At 64.3% G+C, this 14,687-nt stretch carries 15 protein-coding genes and 1 pseudogene; 7 read left to right on the forward strand and 9 right to left on the reverse strand.

The features are described 5' to 3' along the window. Positions 1 to 84 precede the first annotated feature (84 nt). Together J1N60_RS14135 and J1N60_RS14140 are read right to left on the reverse strand one after the other, a co-directional pair. Positions 85 to 1,365 (reverse strand): cation:proton antiporter, encoded by a 1,281-nt coding sequence (locus J1N60_RS14135; protein WP_312908412.1) that lies wholly within the window; start codon positions 1,363 to 1,365, stop codon positions 85 to 87. Positions 1,366 to 1,489: 124 nt separating this feature from the next. After that, entirely contained in the window at positions 1,490 to 1,981 is a 492-nt protein-coding gene (locus J1N60_RS14140; protein WP_312908413.1) for a metal-dependent hydrolase, read from the reverse strand. Positions 1,982 to 2,166: 185 nt separating this feature from the next. On the opposite strand from J1N60_RS14140, the gene J1N60_RS14145 reads away from it, so the two are divergent. Continuing rightward, on the forward strand, positions 2,167 to 2,739 hold the full coding sequence (locus tag J1N60_RS14145) for a peroxidase-related enzyme (protein WP_312908414.1): 573 nt from the start codon (positions 2,167 to 2,169) through the stop codon (positions 2,737 to 2,739). Between the two features lie 199 nt (positions 2,740 to 2,938). After that, positions 2,939 to 3,397: a response regulator gene (locus J1N60_RS14150; protein ID WP_312908415.1), complete on the forward strand. Its 459-nt coding sequence runs from the start codon at positions 2,939 to 2,941 to the stop codon at positions 3,395 to 3,397. Between the two features lie 102 nt (positions 3,398 to 3,499). On the opposite strand, the pseudogene J1N60_RS14155 reads toward J1N60_RS14150, so the two are convergent. The 5 genes and pseudogenes from J1N60_RS14155 to J1N60_RS14175 all read right to left on the reverse strand — a co-directional run bounded on the left by J1N60_RS14155 (position 3,500) and on the right by J1N60_RS14175 (position 6,962). Then, positions 3,500 to 3,920, reverse strand: a pseudogene (locus J1N60_RS14155) (arsenate-mycothiol transferase ArsC). Positions 3,921 to 4,088: 168 nt separating this feature from the next. After that, the gene (locus tag J1N60_RS14160; protein WP_312908417.1) at positions 4,089 to 4,793 is read right to left on the reverse strand and encodes a hypothetical protein; all 705 of its coding nucleotides are present in this window, start codon (positions 4,791 to 4,793) and stop codon (positions 4,089 to 4,091) included. A gap of 100 nt (positions 4,794 to 4,893) precedes the next feature. Next, on the reverse strand, positions 4,894 to 5,697 hold the full coding sequence (locus J1N60_RS14165; protein WP_312908418.1) for a YihY/virulence factor BrkB family protein: 804 nt from the start codon (positions 5,695 to 5,697) through the stop codon (positions 4,894 to 4,896). A 57-nt stretch (positions 5,698 to 5,754) separates the two neighbouring features. Then, positions 5,755 to 6,513, reverse strand: coding sequence for a CAP domain-containing protein (locus tag J1N60_RS14170; protein ID WP_312908420.1), 759 nt, complete (start codon positions 6,511 to 6,513; stop codon positions 5,755 to 5,757). A gap of 104 nt (positions 6,514 to 6,617) precedes the next feature. Beyond that, on the reverse strand, positions 6,618 to 6,962 hold the full coding sequence (locus tag J1N60_RS14175; RefSeq protein WP_312908422.1) for a lycopene cyclase domain-containing protein: 345 nt from the start codon (positions 6,960 to 6,962) through the stop codon (positions 6,618 to 6,620). A 102-nt stretch (positions 6,963 to 7,064) separates the two neighbouring features. Here J1N60_RS14175 and J1N60_RS14180 point away from each other — a divergent pair, with 102 nt between their 5' ends. Next, positions 7,065 to 8,222, forward strand: coding sequence for a CBS domain-containing protein (locus J1N60_RS14180; protein ID WP_312908424.1), 1,158 nt, complete (start codon positions 7,065 to 7,067; stop codon positions 8,220 to 8,222). Positions 8,223 to 8,305: 83 nt separating this feature from the next. Beyond that, entirely contained in the window at positions 8,306 to 8,485 is a 180-nt protein-coding gene (locus J1N60_RS14185) for a multidrug transporter (RefSeq protein WP_312908425.1), read from the forward strand. Between the two features lie 4 nt (positions 8,486 to 8,489). On the opposite strand, the gene radB is transcribed toward J1N60_RS14185, so the two are convergent. Continuing rightward, complete coding sequence (gene radB, locus J1N60_RS14190) at positions 8,490 to 9,188, reverse strand: DNA repair and recombination protein RadB (RefSeq protein WP_312908427.1); 699 nt, start codon at positions 9,186 to 9,188, stop codon at positions 8,490 to 8,492. A gap of 94 nt (positions 9,189 to 9,282) precedes the next feature. Here radB and J1N60_RS14195 point away from each other — a divergent pair, with 94 nt between their 5' ends. Continuing rightward, positions 9,283 to 10,095 (forward strand): hypothetical protein, encoded by an 813-nt coding sequence (locus J1N60_RS14195; RefSeq protein WP_312908429.1) that lies wholly within the window; start codon positions 9,283 to 9,285, stop codon positions 10,093 to 10,095. 114 nt (positions 10,096 to 10,209) lie between these two features. Here the strand turns inward: J1N60_RS14195 and larC are convergent, their stop codons facing one another. Next, positions 10,210 to 11,688, reverse strand: coding sequence for a nickel pincer cofactor biosynthesis protein LarC (larC, locus tag J1N60_RS14200; protein ID WP_312908430.1), 1,479 nt, complete (start codon positions 11,686 to 11,688; stop codon positions 10,210 to 10,212). 230 nt (positions 11,689 to 11,918) lie between these two features. Here larC and J1N60_RS14205 point away from each other — a divergent pair, with 230 nt between their 5' ends. Further along, complete coding sequence (locus J1N60_RS14205) at positions 11,919 to 14,150, forward strand: CDC48 family AAA ATPase (protein ID WP_312908431.1); 2,232 nt, start codon at positions 11,919 to 11,921, stop codon at positions 14,148 to 14,150. Between the two features lie 184 nt (positions 14,151 to 14,334). Continuing rightward, positions 14,335 to 14,628, forward strand: a complete 294-nt coding sequence (locus J1N60_RS14210; RefSeq protein WP_312908432.1) for a DUF8028 family protein — start codon at positions 14,335 to 14,337, stop codon at positions 14,626 to 14,628. Positions 14,629 to 14,687 lie beyond the last annotated feature (59 nt).

A 14,687-nucleotide genomic window follows, 5' to 3' on the forward strand; every position in this document is an offset into this window, starting at 1 on the left:
AGTGGTGGATCGTGGGCGCACGCTCCTCGGGACACGAGATGGATGCCCGAAACGAGGGCATGAAACCGACGCTCGAGAGTACCGCTATCCGTCCGCGGGGCGGCGTTCGTCTACGACCCGCATCACGGGACTGGCCACAAACCCGTGAACGAACACCGAGACGAGGACGACGAAGCCGACGAAGGCCCACAACCACTCCGCGGCGACGAGCAACTCGAGTTCATCGAACGACGCGTGGGCCAGCGCGAAGGACAGGTAGTAAAACGAGCCGATACCGCGAATGCCGAAGAACGAGACGACGGCGCGGTCACCCGTCGGCGCGTCGGAACCGAGGAAGGCGATACCGCCGGCGAGGGGACGGATCACGAACAGGAAAGCGAGGCCGAGCGCTGCGCCATCCCACGTCAACGGCGTCAGTAGGCCGTCCGCGATCGCGCCGCCAAACAGCACCAGCACCGTCGCCATGAGGAGTCGTTCGACGATAGCGGCGAAGTCGTGTAAGTGTTGGTAGTAGTCGTGTTCCCACTCGAACCGACGGAGCTCGAGGGCGGCGACGAACACGGCGATGAATCCGTACCCGCCGAGCAACTCGGCCAATCCGTAGGCGAAGAGCGTCGCCGCGAGCGCCTCCGATCCGGCCATCACTTCCTCTCGCCGCGACAGCGACGGCGCGTAGAACACCACCCGGGCCATGACGTGTCCGACGACGTATCCCACGACGAGTCCCGCGCCGATCCTGTACAGCACGTCGACCAGGAACCAGTCGGCCAGCCAGCCGTACCCGGCCGTACTCGCTGACGCGGTCGCAATCGCGAGGTACGTGAACGGAAAAGCCAGTCCGTCGTTGAGGCCCGCCTCCGACGTGAGCGAGAATCGAACGGATCCCCACTCGTGCTCGGCCGATCGTTCCTCCTCGAGTTCGGTGAGCGGGGCGCCGGACTCGACGTCCGACGCCAGAACGGGGTCGGTCGGCGCGAGAACCGCACCGAGGAGAATCGCCGTCGGGACGAGCAGCCCGGCGACGTACCACCCGAGAACGGCCAGCAGCGCGATGGACACCGGCATGGTGATCGCGAGGAGTCGCCAGGTCGATCCCCACCCCAGCACGTCGAACGGACGGTCGATTTTCAACCCGGCCCCCATCAGCGCGATGATCACGACGAGTTCAGTGAGTCGCTCCGTCACGCCGGAGTTGGCGACCGGATCGAGCGTCGGAAGACCGGGAACGATCCAGAACAGGGCCACGCCGAACCCGACGTAGATCATCGGGAGCGAGAGCGGTTTGTCTGTCAAAAACCGCGGGAGCAACACAGCGCCCACGATGGCGAAGGCGACGACGATCAACGCGATTTCGTAGGCGCTCATCCGGCGTGTATTCCGACAACCGCGGTGAAAGGTATCGGGGGTCTACGAGGAGAGATCGCCACCGATCGTCGACGAGTCCGAGCACCGGAACAACCGACTCGACGAGGCTGCCCCGCCGGACCGGCTACCAGCCACCCGTCACGACGACGATCGACGCGACGCTCGCCGCGATCCCGAGCGCGAACAGGGCGTAGTTGGCGATCGGATTCTTCGCGGTAGTAACCCGGAGCGAGACGTGGTACGAGGAGAGTGGCCAGAAGGGAGTGACTCCCATCGGCGTCAGCGCGTCGGCCAGCAGGTGTGAGCCGAGCGACAGTGCGGTAACGCCGTAGACGAACCCCACGACGGTCGGATCGGGCGATCCCATCGTCACCTCGAGGGCCGCGTACGCTACGCCGGCGACTACGGCCGGGACCAGGAGGACGAACCCGATCGTGTGGGTGATCCCGCGGTGGGCGACGAACGGCAGGCCGTGGTCGCAGTCCGGAAGCGTCGAGAAGGAGAGACAGATGACGGCCCCTAGGAGGGCGACGAACTCCTCGCCGGCGAAACCGAGCCAGACGGCGACGGGCGCGTAGAGGAGGAGGGCGACGCCGTAGTGACCGAGTTGGTACATTAGCCTCTACTCGAGAGCACGAACAGCCGTGGCATAATCTTTCTGAACCTTCGTCTCGATCCGACTCGAGGTTCCGAACGATCGGCTCGGGGTGTTCGATGATCGTGAGAGGTCGAAGTGCCGCCCTGACGACTCGGGCCCGACGGACCCGGAACGTTTTCCTCGAGGCGCCCGTCCTCGAGACCATGACCGACGTCGATCCGATGACCCGGTTTTCGGTGCCAGACGTGAACGAGCTCCCTGAAGACCTTCGAGAACGCATCAAGGAGGAGACCGAACGCGCCGGCTTCACGCCGAACGTGTTCCTCGCCTACGCCTACCGACCCTCCCACTTCCGGGCGTTCTTCCAGTACTACGACGCGCTCGTCGAGGACACCGAACTCACGCGGCTCGAGGTCGAGATGATCATCGTCGCCGTCAGCGGAGCCAACGACTGCTACTACTGCAACACGGCTCACGGGGCGCTCGTTCGCCTCTACGGAGACGATCCGATGCTGGCCGATCAACTGATTTCGAACTACCGGAACGCCGACGTCAGCGACCGACACCGGGCAATGCTCGACCTGGCGGTCGCGCTCACGACCGACCAGGCGACCGTCGAGGAGGCGGACCTGGAGGCCCTCGAGGATCACGGGTTCAGCCGGAAGGCGATCTGGGACGTCGGTTCAGTGGCGGCGTTTTTCAACCTCTCGAATCGAATGGCCCAGCTCGCGGACATGCGACCGAACGAGGAGTTTCACACACTGGGTCGTGAATAGTTGCCACGTGTTAGCCGATGTTTGTGCACGCCTCTGTTGAAACTCTTCGGTTCTGACAGGAGTCGCGTGCTGAACGCACAGCGCGAATAGGCACGAGAGTTTGCTCGATTACCGTAGTAGTGAGCGGTTAATACAGAGAAATCACAGATCATTGCCAACTGACCGCAGCCTTTTCACTGTTCGTCTAAAATCATCTACAATGGCTTCAGACAGTGAGCACGAGGGGAGGCTGGTAACCGTATTACTGGTCGAACCAAATCCCGGAGATACCCGTCTCTTTACGGAATCGTTCAAAGATGCGAACCTCAAGAATAGCCTCTACACCGTCGCTGATGCCGACGCAGCCCTCGATTTTGTCAATCAGCGAGGAGCGTATGCAGATGAACCGCGTCCTGATCTCATCCTGCTCGAACCGAAGTTACCCGGAAGAAGTGGTACGGACGTCCTAGCTGAACTGAAGAACGAACCCTCACTCCGTGAGATTCCGGTTGTCGTCCTCACGAGTTCGGAGGTTGGAGCGGACATTTTCAAATCGCAGGGGCTCGACGTGGATCACTTCGTCCAGAAGCCAGTTGAACCGGAGGATTATATCGAATTCGTCCAGGAAATCGAGGGGTTTTGGATGGCGCTCATTCAAGAGGAACCCGAAGAAGCCTGAGTGTCTACCGACAATTCGATATCTGAGGGTTTCACGTCTGGCAGAAAAGAACTATACTGTGCACGGCCGGTGCGCACGTGTGGCGTGCGGCTACCCACACCGTCACTCGAGATCTCGCCCCGACTCGAGTTCGTCGAATAGCGCGATGACCCGTCGCCGGACGTCCTCGCGAATCTCGTGTACTCGCTCGAGTGTTTTTCCCGTGAGGGTCCTCGAGGGCCCAGTCGCGAACGTCGACCTCGGCGTCGAGGTCGAGCGTCGAACAGCCCATCGTCGCCACGACCTCACAGGTCTCGAGTTCGTCGGTGGTGATCGACGTCGGCGTCCGCCCGGCGAGGTCGAAGCCCTCCTCGGCCATGGCTTCCTGCACTTCGTCGTGGACTGCGTCGGCCGGGTGGGTTCCGCCGGAGAGAATCTCGACCTCGTCCTCGAGCCCGCGGGCCGCCCGTTCCCGTTCGGCGTAGGCGGTCGCCATCTGACTGCGGCCGGCGTTCTGTACGCACACCAGTGCGATTCGCGTCATGGTCGACGTCGTCGCTCGAGGAACCTAACGGTTCATATGAGCCGTACCGTGTAATATGGTTGCATAGGGAGTCGATAGTGCGGCGACGTTTCGAAGGGAATAGTCGGGCAGACCGGGGAATAGTACGGAGGCGGGCGCGACCCGTGTCCGGCGACTCACCGTATTGATTCACTGCGAGAACAAGTTGCGCAGACGAGCGAGCAGTCCGTTCGAGTCCGCCCGGTCGTCGGCTTCGTCGCTCGAGGGAGAAGGGTCGTCGGCCCGGTTGGAAGGAGAAGCGGCGGTCGACCCGGACGTCGCGGACTCGGACGCCTGGCTCGTCTCGAGATCGTCGAGCGAAAGGTCAATCTCGTCGATGTCCGGGGTTCGTTCCCGGCCCTCGCCGGCTTCGGCGGCCCGGACGTCGGCGCCCGTCACGGCTCCGCGCTCGACGCGACTCGAGAGGTCGTCCTGGCTCGAGGGTCTCGGGATCGGTTCGTCGTTCGGTACCTGCTCGGTTTTCGCTGTTCGACCGTTTTCGTCGGCGGTCTCCAATTGCTCGGTTTCCGCTTCTCTATCGCTGCCTTCGACGGCCCCCGTCCCCTCCTCTTCGACAGCCCCCGTTCCCTCTCCTTCGGCCTCATCGAGGCTCGTCTCGTCCTCGAGTCGTTCCCTCGAGTCAGCGGATGGGTCGGGTTGAGCGCGAGTGTCGCCAGCATTCGTCCCGTTCAGCGAGTCGAGAATGTCGTCGACGCTCGTGTTCGAGACGACTCGTCTCGGCCCACCGCCGGGTCCCTCCCGTTTCCTTCCGTCCCTCTGCTCCCCCAGGTCGTTGTCTTCGCTTTCGGCCCCCTGCTCCCCCGAATCGTCGTCCGCGCCGTCGTGCTCGCTCATCGCTCACGTCTGGCGCTCGAGCCGGCATAAATTTTCCCCGTTCGGGAGGGACGAAACTCGCCCCTCGCCCTCCGGTCGCCTGCCGTTCCTGCGGCCGCGGCTACGTCGGGACGAGTCGCGGTCGGGACATCACCACGTTGATGACCGCCCCCAGCAGGATCAGGATGCCGGCGAAGTAGAGCCAGGTGACGAACAACAGGATGGCGCCGATCGCTCCGTAGGCCTCGTACTGCCCGGCGTTCGCGGCGTAGAGCTGGAAGCCAGCCTGGAGGAGCACCCAGCCGATCGCTGCGAAGAACGCGCCCGGAATCACCTCACGAATGTCGACGGGAATCGGGGGCAACACGTAGTAAAGCGGCAGGAACACCAGGACGAGCCCAAGGAGCAAGCCGAGCCAGCTGAGGACCCCGACGTAGGGAACCCGCCCGGCGAGGAGGCCGATCACCGCCCCGATGAGGATCATGAGCAAGAGCGCGAGGACGATGGTCAGGATGACCGTGATCCCGTCGCGAATCTGCTCGAGCAGCGAGTCCTCGGCGACGGTATCGTAGACGCGGTCGAACGCGAGGCTCAGCCCGCGAAAGACCTTCAACGCACCCCACGTCGAGACGGCGAGGGCGACGACGGTCGCCTCGGTTCGCCCCGACTCGGCGGTGAGCGCCTCGAGCACGAGGTCCTCGCCGGCGTCGGGAAGGAAGTCGCCGGCCAGCACGATCAGGTCCTCCGCGACCTGCTGGCCGCCGACGAGGGTGCCGACGACGAGCGCCAGCACGATCATCGGAAAGAGCGAGACGAACGCGTAGTAGGCGAATCCGGCGGCGAGGAACGTTATCTCTCGCTCTTTTGCGGTTCCGACGACTCCTCGTACGATGGTACGAACGTCGCGGTCCGACGGGTGGCTCATGCCGTCGGCTTCCACGAGGAGCACTTAAGAGTATGTGAAGTATCGACGACGTAGGTGTTACCAGTCGAAGGGTTTGCGCACCGTACAGAAGTTATGGGTCGCGAACACCCGCCCGTCGTCGTCGATGTAGACGCCGACGCCGCCCCGGTCCCAGCCCTCGATCCCGTCGCTCTCCTCGAGGATCGTCGCCCGGTGTTCCGCTGAGTGCATCCACTGCTCGACGAGCCCTTCGGCGAGTTCGTCCGCGGTCTGGTACTCGACGTGTTCGCCGTCGTGAGAGCGTTCGACCGTCGTGCCTACGCTGGTGAGGGCGATGTTCTCGCCGTAGGCGCGACAGTAGTCGGCGACATCGCCGAACCGGTCGTACGGCGACTCGCCGTCTGCGTTGACGTGGGCGAATCGATCGTCCGCGTGCATGTCCTGGCTGTGGGCGCGGGACACCGAGGCGACCGTCCCGTCCCACCCGAGCGGCTCGAGACCGTGTTCGGCGCGCCGTTCGTTGACGAGTTCGTGGACTCGGTCCTCGACGGCGCTCGAGTCGACCCGTTCAGTCTCGGTTTCGTAGCTCGAGTGGCCGGGGTCGTCGGGATCGGTGACAGGCGGGTTTCGGTCGCCCGGTTCCGGCGGGTCGACGGAAGGGCCGAGTTCGTCCTCGACGAACGCGATGGCCTGCGGGGCGAGCACGACGCCCGCGAGAACGATCGCGCCGATCAGAACGGCGGTCATCACGAGCGACGTGAGGTTCAGACTCGCTCTGTTCGTCTGGCGCTCGTTGGACGACCTCGTCCGCTCGAGTCGGCGACCGCGTCTGCTCATGGGTACAGGTATATCTCCACGAACGACAGTAACTAACTACCGATTGTGAGTGTCGTCTGGCGAGAGAGGTCGCGTCGAGGCAGTCGTTCGCGACGACGCGCGGACTACCGCTCGGCTGACGATGGGTCGTCCTCGAGACGGGTGGCCGCACTCGAGCCGAAAATCGTCTCGTGGAAGGCGATGACGAGGCCGGGGACGACCGCCATGAACAGGTGTTCCTCGATCGGGATGCCGCCGACTTCGTAGCCCGTTCGCAACTGAATGTCGAAGACGCCGACCTCGAGCGTGTACCAGTCCCAGAAATAGGCGATCGGGTACAACGCGAGGATGGTCACGGCGGCCCGTTTGAGCGCGCCGGCCCGTCGCAACAGTACGAACGCGACGGCACCCCAGAAAATCTCCGTCGCGAGGTAGGTGTACCGGCCGAAGACGGAAATGTCTCGAGCCATGTCACGACCAGAACGGCGGTACATAAAAACACCCGGTAGTCACGGGTTACAGGGGCGGGCGGTACGTTAAATAGTCCAGCGAGAGAAGGGGCAGGTGGAACGATGAATATCGCCGATATCGCCACCACGGAGTACATCGAGGTCGACGTCGGGACGCGAATGGGGAAAGTCCGTTCGACGTTCGAGGACGGCAACCCCAAGGGCCTGATCGTAACCGACGACGGAGAGTACGCTGGCGTCATCAGCGAACGCGAGGTGCTCCAGTCACACGTCGAAGACGACGCCAAGGTGGCGGCGTTGATCAAGCCGAGTCGCAACGACCCGGCCCCGAAAGTCGACCGGCACGAGGACGTCCGGGAGGTCGCCCGCATGCTCGTCGAGGGCAACACCAAGGTCGCGCCGGTGTTCGAGGGCGACAACCTCTGGGGCGTCATCACCGAGGACGACCTCCTCACCGCCGTCCTCGAGAACCTCGACGCGATCACCGTCGGCGACATCTACACCACCGACCCGATCACGCTCGCTGAGGACGACGGCGTCGGGAAGGCGATCAACCACCTGCGCGAACACGGCATCTCCCGACTCCCCGTGGTCAACGAGAACGGCTACCTGACCGGCGTCGTGACGACCCACGACATCGCCGACTTCGTCATCCGGGAGAACGAGCGCATGACGACCGGCGACCGCGTCGGCGACAACCAGCGGATGCTCGACGTCCCGATCTACGACATCATGAATAGCCCCGTGGTGACCACGACGGCGGACAAGACCGCTCGAGAGGCCGTCGAAACCATGCTCGAGAACGATTACGCCGGCCTCGTCGTCACGCCGACGGACGACGACCGACTCATCGACGGCGTGATCACCAAGACCGACGTGCTCCGGGCGCTGACGTTCACCGAGGAAGAGCACATGGACGTCCAGATCACGAACATCTCGCTCATGGACACCATCTCCCGGGAGTCCATCGTCCAGAGCATCGAGCAGGTCTCCGACAAGTACGCGGACATGCAGGTCCACCACGCCCACGTCCGATTCCACGAGCACAAGGAGAAGCTCCGCGGCACGCCCCTGATCCAGTGTCAGATTCGCCTCCGGACGAACAAATCGCAGGTCGCCGGCTCCGGCGAGGGCTACGGCGCGGAGAACTCGTTCCGCGTCGCCCTGGACAAACTCGAGCGAAACGTCTTAGAGCTCAAGGGCGTCCGCAGCGACGAGGAGTACCGCGGCCAGTTGCTCCGGAAGTTGAACGAACTCTAGGACCGGAGTACAGTAAGAGCTCGGACGGGATCTGCAGACCTTATACATTTTTATCACGTTAGGGCTCGTCGTCTCGGGTAGCTATGCCCGCATTCAGAGATCAATCCTCCATCGTCAGCGTGCTCGGCTTGCTCGTCGCCATCGTCGCCATCGTCGGCACCCAGGTGCTCGGGTGGGAGTGGGGGTCCGGTCAGCTCGTGCCGACGATCATCGGCGTCGTCGCCACCATCGCCGTGCTCGTCGTCGTGCGGCGACTGGCATAAGCCGCTACGGCCGAGCGTCGTCACTTCCCTCGAGTCCCGACCCCGTGATTCGGAACGTCACCGACTCGCCCGCCGGTTTCGAGCGGTGTTTCGTGAGCGTCGCCCGACGATTGCCGCCGCGGAACCGCTCGAGGCGGACCACCACGCCCGTCCAGTGCTCTAAGGTATTCCCACCGAGCGGGCGCGTCCGGTCGCTGTCCGGATCGGCGAACACCTGATTCGTGACGACCACCGCGAGGTCGTGCTTGCGCGCGAGCGAGAGCAGATGGGTGATCTGGCTGGCCACCTGCCGGAGGGCGTCACCCGCCTCGCCGTCTTCGGCGCGCTCGATTCGGTAGAAGCCGGTCGCGCTGTCGAGGACGATCAGGTCGGCCTGGGTCGCGAAGTCCGCGGCGTCGCGGACGGCCTCGGCCTGTTCGTCGAAGTCGTAGGCGTCCTCGATGATGATCCGGGAGGCGACCGACTCGACGTCGTCGGTGCGAGCGGAGAGGAGTTGTTCGAACCGGTCGACCGAGACGCCCTCGGTGTCGATGAAGACGGCCGTGCCACCGGCGGCGGCCGTCTCGACGGCGGCCGACAGCGCGAGGTTCGTCTTACCCGACGCTGGCGGGCCGTACAACTGCGTGACGGCTCCGCGTTCGAACCCGCCCTCGAGCAACGCGTCGACCGGGGGACAGCCGGTCGATATCGCCTCGTCGTTCACGCGCTCAGTTGGGAGGTAGCGGGCAAAAACCCCCCGGAACCGATCGCTCGTCCGGAGACGGAGCAATTTATTCGGTGGCAGTCGAAGCGTGGGTATGATCGTCGTCGCCACCGCGGACTTCGAAGTGTACCACGAAGTCGTCGCCGACCTTCGCGATCGAGGCGCGACCTTCACGACGATCGAACCCGACGACCCGCTCCCGTCGAAAACCGTCGTCGTCCTCACCGGTGCGGAGCACGCCGAATCGTTCGCGGACGCCGACGCGCCGACTATCGTCGTGGACCCCGACGACAGCCGACAGGCGGTCGATCAGGCGCTCGCGACCATCCGCGGCGAGCACGGTCGAACCGTCGTCGGCGTCGATCCCGGACGCCAGCCCGGCATCGCCGTGCTCGCGGGGGAGACCGTCGTCGCCGCGTTCCAGGTGCCACTGGGCGACGCCGTCGACGTCGTCCTCGAGGAGGTCCGTGGCGACGACGCCGTCGACCCGGTCGTCCGCATCGGCGATGGGTCGCGCCTCGAGGGCGCCAAACTGATCAACGAACTCGAGGACGTCCGCGTCGAGATGGTCGACGAGACGGGGACGACGCCGTACCTCGGCACCGGTGCCAGAGGGATGGGTGACGTCCTCGCAGCGGTGAACATCGCCCGACTCGAGGGCGAGGCGATCGACACCCGCGAGATCGAACCGACGCCAGGAGAGCTCCAGGTGATCAAGGACCGCTCGCGCGAGCGAAGCGAGGCGAATCGGGCGATCGACGAGACCCTGGCCAGGCGAGTCGCGAGCGGCGAGTTGACGGTCGAGGAGGCGCTCGCGGTGCATCGAAACGATGTCGACGGTGAGGATAGCGGCGACGGGGGAGACAGCGCCGACGAAGAAGACGGCAGCGACGACGACGCGAACTGATGTCGAGGTTGTGACTCGAGGCTACGTATAGAGACGAGATAACCAATACTGCAAAATATGTAGTATAATACTATAATAAATATATCAAATTCTATAATATGTGTAGTTTTGGCATCAGGACGAACGCTCCGCCCAGAACGCCTGCTCGGCTCGAGCCACGATCGACTGAATCGGCTCGCCTGTCTCGGCGGCGACGGCCACGGCGTCGTCGTACTCCGCGCTCGCGTCGTAGACCTCGCCGGCTTCGTCGCTCGCCACCTTGACCGTCACCTCGTAGGCGTCGCCGCCGACATCAAGCGTCACCGTCTCGAACGCGCGCTGGGCGATCCAGCGATGAGTGACGCCGGCCTCGCGGATACCGAGGGTTCCCGTCTCCTCGGCGAGTTGCCGGGCGACGCGTTCCCGGTCGGCGGGTCTGCAGATCACCTTGACCAGGTGGCCCGGCCGGGACTTCTTCATCGTGACCGGGACGATGGAAACGTCTCGAGCGCCCGCATCCGAGAGCGTCTCCTGGAGGCCGCCGAGCACTTCGGGGGTCGCGTCGTCGAGGTTCGTCTCGAGAACGGCGATGTCCTCGCGCTGGAGGCCCCCTCGAGTCGTCCCGACCAGCGCGCGGAGCACGTTCGGGTGGGGATCGAGGTCGTAGCCACCGGCGCCGTAGCCCGTGTTTTCGACGGTCATCGTCGGGAGGTCCTGGATTCCCTCGGCGACGTGAGCCAGGATAGCGGCTCCCGTCGGCGTCAGGAGTTCCGCCTCGACCGGGCCGCCGGAGAGTTCCCAGTCGGCCCGCTCCGCGACCTCGAGGACGGCCGGGGCGGGGATCGGGTACTCGCCGTGGCTCATCGAGACGGTGCCCCCGCCAGTCGAGATGGGCGTCGTCACGACGCGGTCGGCCTCGAGGTCGTGTAACAGCAAGACGGCGCCGACGATGTCTGCGATCGCGTCGTCGGCACCCACCTCGTGGAAGTGAATCGACTCGAGGTCGGTGCCGTGGACGGCGGCCTCCGCTTCGCCGAGTCGTTCGAAGATGGCGAGCGCGTGAGCTTCGACTGCCTCCTCGAGGTCCATGTTTCGGACGATGTCACAGACCTCGAGGTAGCTCCGGTGGGGGCCGTGGCCTTCGGCGTGGACGTGACCGTCGTCTCCGTGGTTGTGGTCGTGGTCGTCGTCTCCGTGGTCGTGGCTGTGATTGTGGCCGTTACCGTGGCTGTGATTGTGATCGTGACCATGGCCATTATCGGCGGCGTGGCCGTGTTCGTCTTCGTGTCCGTGGTGATGGTGACCACCCGTAACCTCACTTTCCGAACCTTGCTCGTGCACACCGTCGTCCTTATGCTCGTCCCCGCGCTCTCTATCGTCGTGACGGGCCACCTCAAGGTAGGCGTCCTGGCTGCTGGAGGTGGGGATCACGACGTCGACCGTCGTCGCGTGGATCCCACACTTCGAGGTGTGCCCGATACGATACTCGACGCCGAGCGCGTCTTCGACGGGCTCGAGGGCCGTCCGGTCGGCACCCGCAGCGAGCAGGGCGCCGAGTACCATGTCGCCGCTGGCGCCCATCCGGCCGTCGAATGCGAGCAGTCTCCTGGTCATAGCTAGGACGGCGGGCAGCGTGACCAAAAACCCACGCACTCCCGCGCAGGGAAAGGCCGTCGTTCCGTCTCGGAAAACGACCGAGGCCGGTACATCTATGTAGCTCCCTGACTCAGTCACATATGACAGGCGCTAGCACAGGTGCGTTCGCGGATCGATGCGTCTGCTGTGAGCAAAACACCTATCCGACATCGAGTCGGAGTCAGGAACATCCCCGTCTACCCCAAACCATGAACGAAGTGCAACTGGAGGTCGCGAAAGCGTACCCGAACGACTCGGGCCGCGGCATCGCCCGTCTCGACCCGGACACCTTGCTTCACCTGAAGCTGAGTCCGGGCGACATCATCGAGATCGAAGGGTCGGAGACGACCGCTGCGAAGGTCTGGCGTGCGGACCGGCAGGACTGGAACACGGACACCGTCCGGATCGACGGCTTCACGCGCCAGAACGCCGACGTCGGCATCGGCGAGCGCGTCACGATCCGGAAGGCCGAGGCCACGAAGGCGAACACGCTGGTGCTCGCTCCCCCGGAAGAGGCCTCCGTCCAGTTCGGCTCCGACGCCGCCGGCATGGTGAAACGCCAGATCCTCAAACGGCCGGTCGTCGGCCACGACATCGTCCCCGTGATGAGCTCGACGAACCACCCGTTCATGCGCTCGCCGGGCCAGGCGATTCCGCTGATCGCCGTCGAAACCGATCCCGAAGGCGTCGTCCTCATCACCGAGGACACCGACGTCGAACTCCGCGAGGAGCCCATTTCCGGCTTCGAGAAGACCGGCGGCGGGATCACCTACGAGGACATCGGTGGCCTCCAGAACGAGATCCAGCGCGTCCGCGAGATGGTCGAGCTGCCGATGAAACACCCCCAGATCTTCAAGAAACTGGGGATCGAGCCCCCGCAAGGGGTGCTCCTGCACGGCCCGCCGGGGACCGGGAAGACGCTGCTCGCGAAGGCCGTCGCCAACGAGACCTCCGCCAGTTTCTTCTCCATCGCCGGCCCCGAGATCATCTCGAAGTACTACGGCGAGTCCGAACAGCAGTTACGGGAGATTTTCGAGGACGCCAGCGAGGAGTCACCCGCGATCATCTTCATCGACGAACTCGACTCGATCGCGCCCAAGCGCGAAGACGTCACCGGCGAGGTCGAACGCCGCGTCGTCGCCCAGTTACTGACCATGATGGACGGCCTCGAGGCTCGCGGCCAGGTGATTGTCATCGCCGCGACCAACCGCGTCGACAGCGTCGACCCCGCGCTCCGACGACCGGGCCGGTTCGACCGCGAGATCGAGATCGGCGTCCCGGACGAGGTGGGCCGCGAGGAGATCCTCCAGATCCACACCCGGGGTATGCCACTCTCCGACGACGTTAACCTCTCGCACCTGGCCGACGAGACCCACGGCTTCGTCGGCGCGGACATCGAGTCGCTCACGAAAGAGTCAGCGATGAAGGCCCTGCGGCGCTACCTCCCCGAGATCGATCTCGACGAAGAGGACATCCCGCCGAGTTTGATCGACCGAATGATCGTCAAGCGCGAGGACTTCCGCGGCGCCCTCGCCGAGGTTGAACCGTCGGCGATGCGGGAAGTCCTCGTCGAATTGCCGAAGGTTAGCTGGGACGACGTCGGCGGTCTCGACGAGGCGAAAGAACAGGTCAAGGAGTCCGTCGAGTGGCCCCTGCGCGAGCCACAGAAATTCGAGCGGATGGGCATCGATCCACCCGCGGGCGTCCTGCTCTACGGGCCGCCAGGCACCGGAAAGACGCTCATGGCGAAGGCCGTCGCCAACGAGACCAACGCCAACTTCATATCCGTACGCGGCCCGCAACTGCTCAGCAAGTGGGTCGGCGAGTCCGAGAAGGCCATCCGTCAGACCTTCCGGAAGGCCCGGCAGGTCTCCCCGACGGTGATCTTCTTCGACGAACTCGACTCGCTCGCCCCCGGCCGCGGTGGCGAGGTCGGGTCGAACGTCTCCGAACGGGTCGTCAACCAGCTCCTGACCGAACTCGACGGACTCGAGGAGATGGAGGACGTGATGGTGATCGGCGCGACGAACCGGCCGGACATGATCGACCCCGCCCTCCTCCGGTCGGGTCGCTTCGACCGGCTGGTCATGCTCGGCGAACCAAACACCGAGGGTCGCGAACGGATCCTCGAGATCCACACCGACGACACCCCCCTGGCTGCGGACGTCAGCCTGCGCGAAATCGCCGAGATCACGGAGGGGTACGTCGGCAGTGACCTCGAGTCGATCGGTCGAGAGGCCGCGATCGAAGCCCTTCGTGAGGACGACGACGCCGACCTCGTCGAGATGCGTCACTTCCGGAAAGCGATGGAAAACGTGCGCCCGACAATCAACGAGGACATCCTCGAGTACTACGACCAGATCGAACAGCAGTTCAAGGGTGGTGGAAACCGAGTCGAACCCGGCACGGGTCGCCGGGGCAGTCGTATCGGGTTCCAGTAAACGGACGACCGTACGACCGGCGTAATTCGGGTTCCCGCCGATCGTAATCAGTTCTTTCTCGAGGGAGTCGAATCGACTCAACCCAGTAATCACGGCTTACACCAGTGAACTGAATCGATTCCACTGAAACGCAGTATCCGATATTTACGCGTCCACGGCGTAGGTATCGGCGATCAGGTAACCAATGCCAGGGCCTCGAGCGACACAGAACAGTCGCCTCGCAACCGACCAGGAAGCGCCCGTAGAAGCCGGTTCCACGTCCGAGCGAGAAAGCGAGCGGAGGCGGAGATCCACGACCGAGAGTTTCGTCGAACGCCTCCGCGTCGCGAGTTTCTGGACGGCAATCGTACTGCCGATCGCGTACCTGCCGATACTGGCCATCGGTTCAGACGGGACACGAACGGGCCTGTTCGTTGCCCTCCTCGCCGTCCACCTGGTGGCGCTCTACGCCGGCCACGCACACGAACTCGAGCGATAGTTCGCGGTGCCAATCCGCAATGTGGTCGTCGTCCATCCCCCGCTACAGTCACCCATCCG

The organism is Natronosalvus caseinilyticus (assembly GCF_017357105.1).
Classification (GTDB): domain Archaea; phylum Halobacteriota; class Halobacteria; order Halobacteriales; family Natrialbaceae; genus Natronosalvus; species Natronosalvus caseinilyticus.

What these genes read in the sequence shown, in the direction of transcription:
- J1N60_RS14210 (WP_312908432.1), top strand. Translation starts at nt 14,335, where the DNA reads ATGCCAGGGCCTCGAGCGACACAGAACAGTCGCCTCGCAACCGACCAG.
- J1N60_RS14140 (WP_312908413.1), bottom strand. Translation starts at nt 1,981, where the DNA reads ATGTACCAACTCGGTCACTACGGCGTCGCCCTCCTCCTCTACGCGCCC.
- J1N60_RS14185 (WP_312908425.1), top strand. Translation starts at nt 8,306, where the DNA reads ATGCCCGCATTCAGAGATCAATCCTCCATCGTCAGCGTGCTCGGCTTG.
- J1N60_RS14195 (WP_312908429.1), top strand. Translation starts at nt 9,283, where the DNA reads ATGATCGTCGTCGCCACCGCGGACTTCGAAGTGTACCACGAAGTCGTC.
- J1N60_RS14135 (WP_312908412.1), bottom strand. Translation starts at nt 1,365, where the DNA reads ATGAGCGCCTACGAAATCGCGTTGATCGTCGTCGCCTTCGCCATCGTG.
- J1N60_RS14165 (WP_312908418.1), bottom strand. Translation starts at nt 5,697, where the DNA reads ATGAGCCACCCGTCGGACCGCGACGTTCGTACCATCGTACGAGGAGTC.
- J1N60_RS14180 (WP_312908424.1), top strand. Translation starts at nt 7,065, where the DNA reads ATGAATATCGCCGATATCGCCACCACGGAGTACATCGAGGTCGACGTC.
- J1N60_RS14160 (WP_312908417.1), bottom strand. Translation starts at nt 4,793, where the DNA reads ATGAGCGAGCACGACGGCGCGGACGACGATTCGGGGGAGCAGGGGGCC.
- J1N60_RS14150 (WP_312908415.1), top strand. Translation starts at nt 2,939, where the DNA reads ATGGCTTCAGACAGTGAGCACGAGGGGAGGCTGGTAACCGTATTACTG.
- J1N60_RS14145 (WP_312908414.1), top strand. Translation starts at nt 2,167, where the DNA reads ATGACCGACGTCGATCCGATGACCCGGTTTTCGGTGCCAGACGTGAAC.
- larC (WP_312908430.1), bottom strand. Translation starts at nt 11,688, where the DNA reads ATGACCAGGAGACTGCTCGCATTCGACGGCCGGATGGGCGCCAGCGGC.
- J1N60_RS14175 (WP_312908422.1), bottom strand. Translation starts at nt 6,962, where the DNA reads ATGGCTCGAGACATTTCCGTCTTCGGCCGGTACACCTACCTCGCGACG.
- J1N60_RS14170 (WP_312908420.1), bottom strand. Translation starts at nt 6,513, where the DNA reads ATGAGCAGACGCGGTCGCCGACTCGAGCGGACGAGGTCGTCCAACGAG.
- J1N60_RS14205 (WP_312908431.1), top strand. Translation starts at nt 11,919, where the DNA reads ATGAACGAAGTGCAACTGGAGGTCGCGAAAGCGTACCCGAACGACTCG.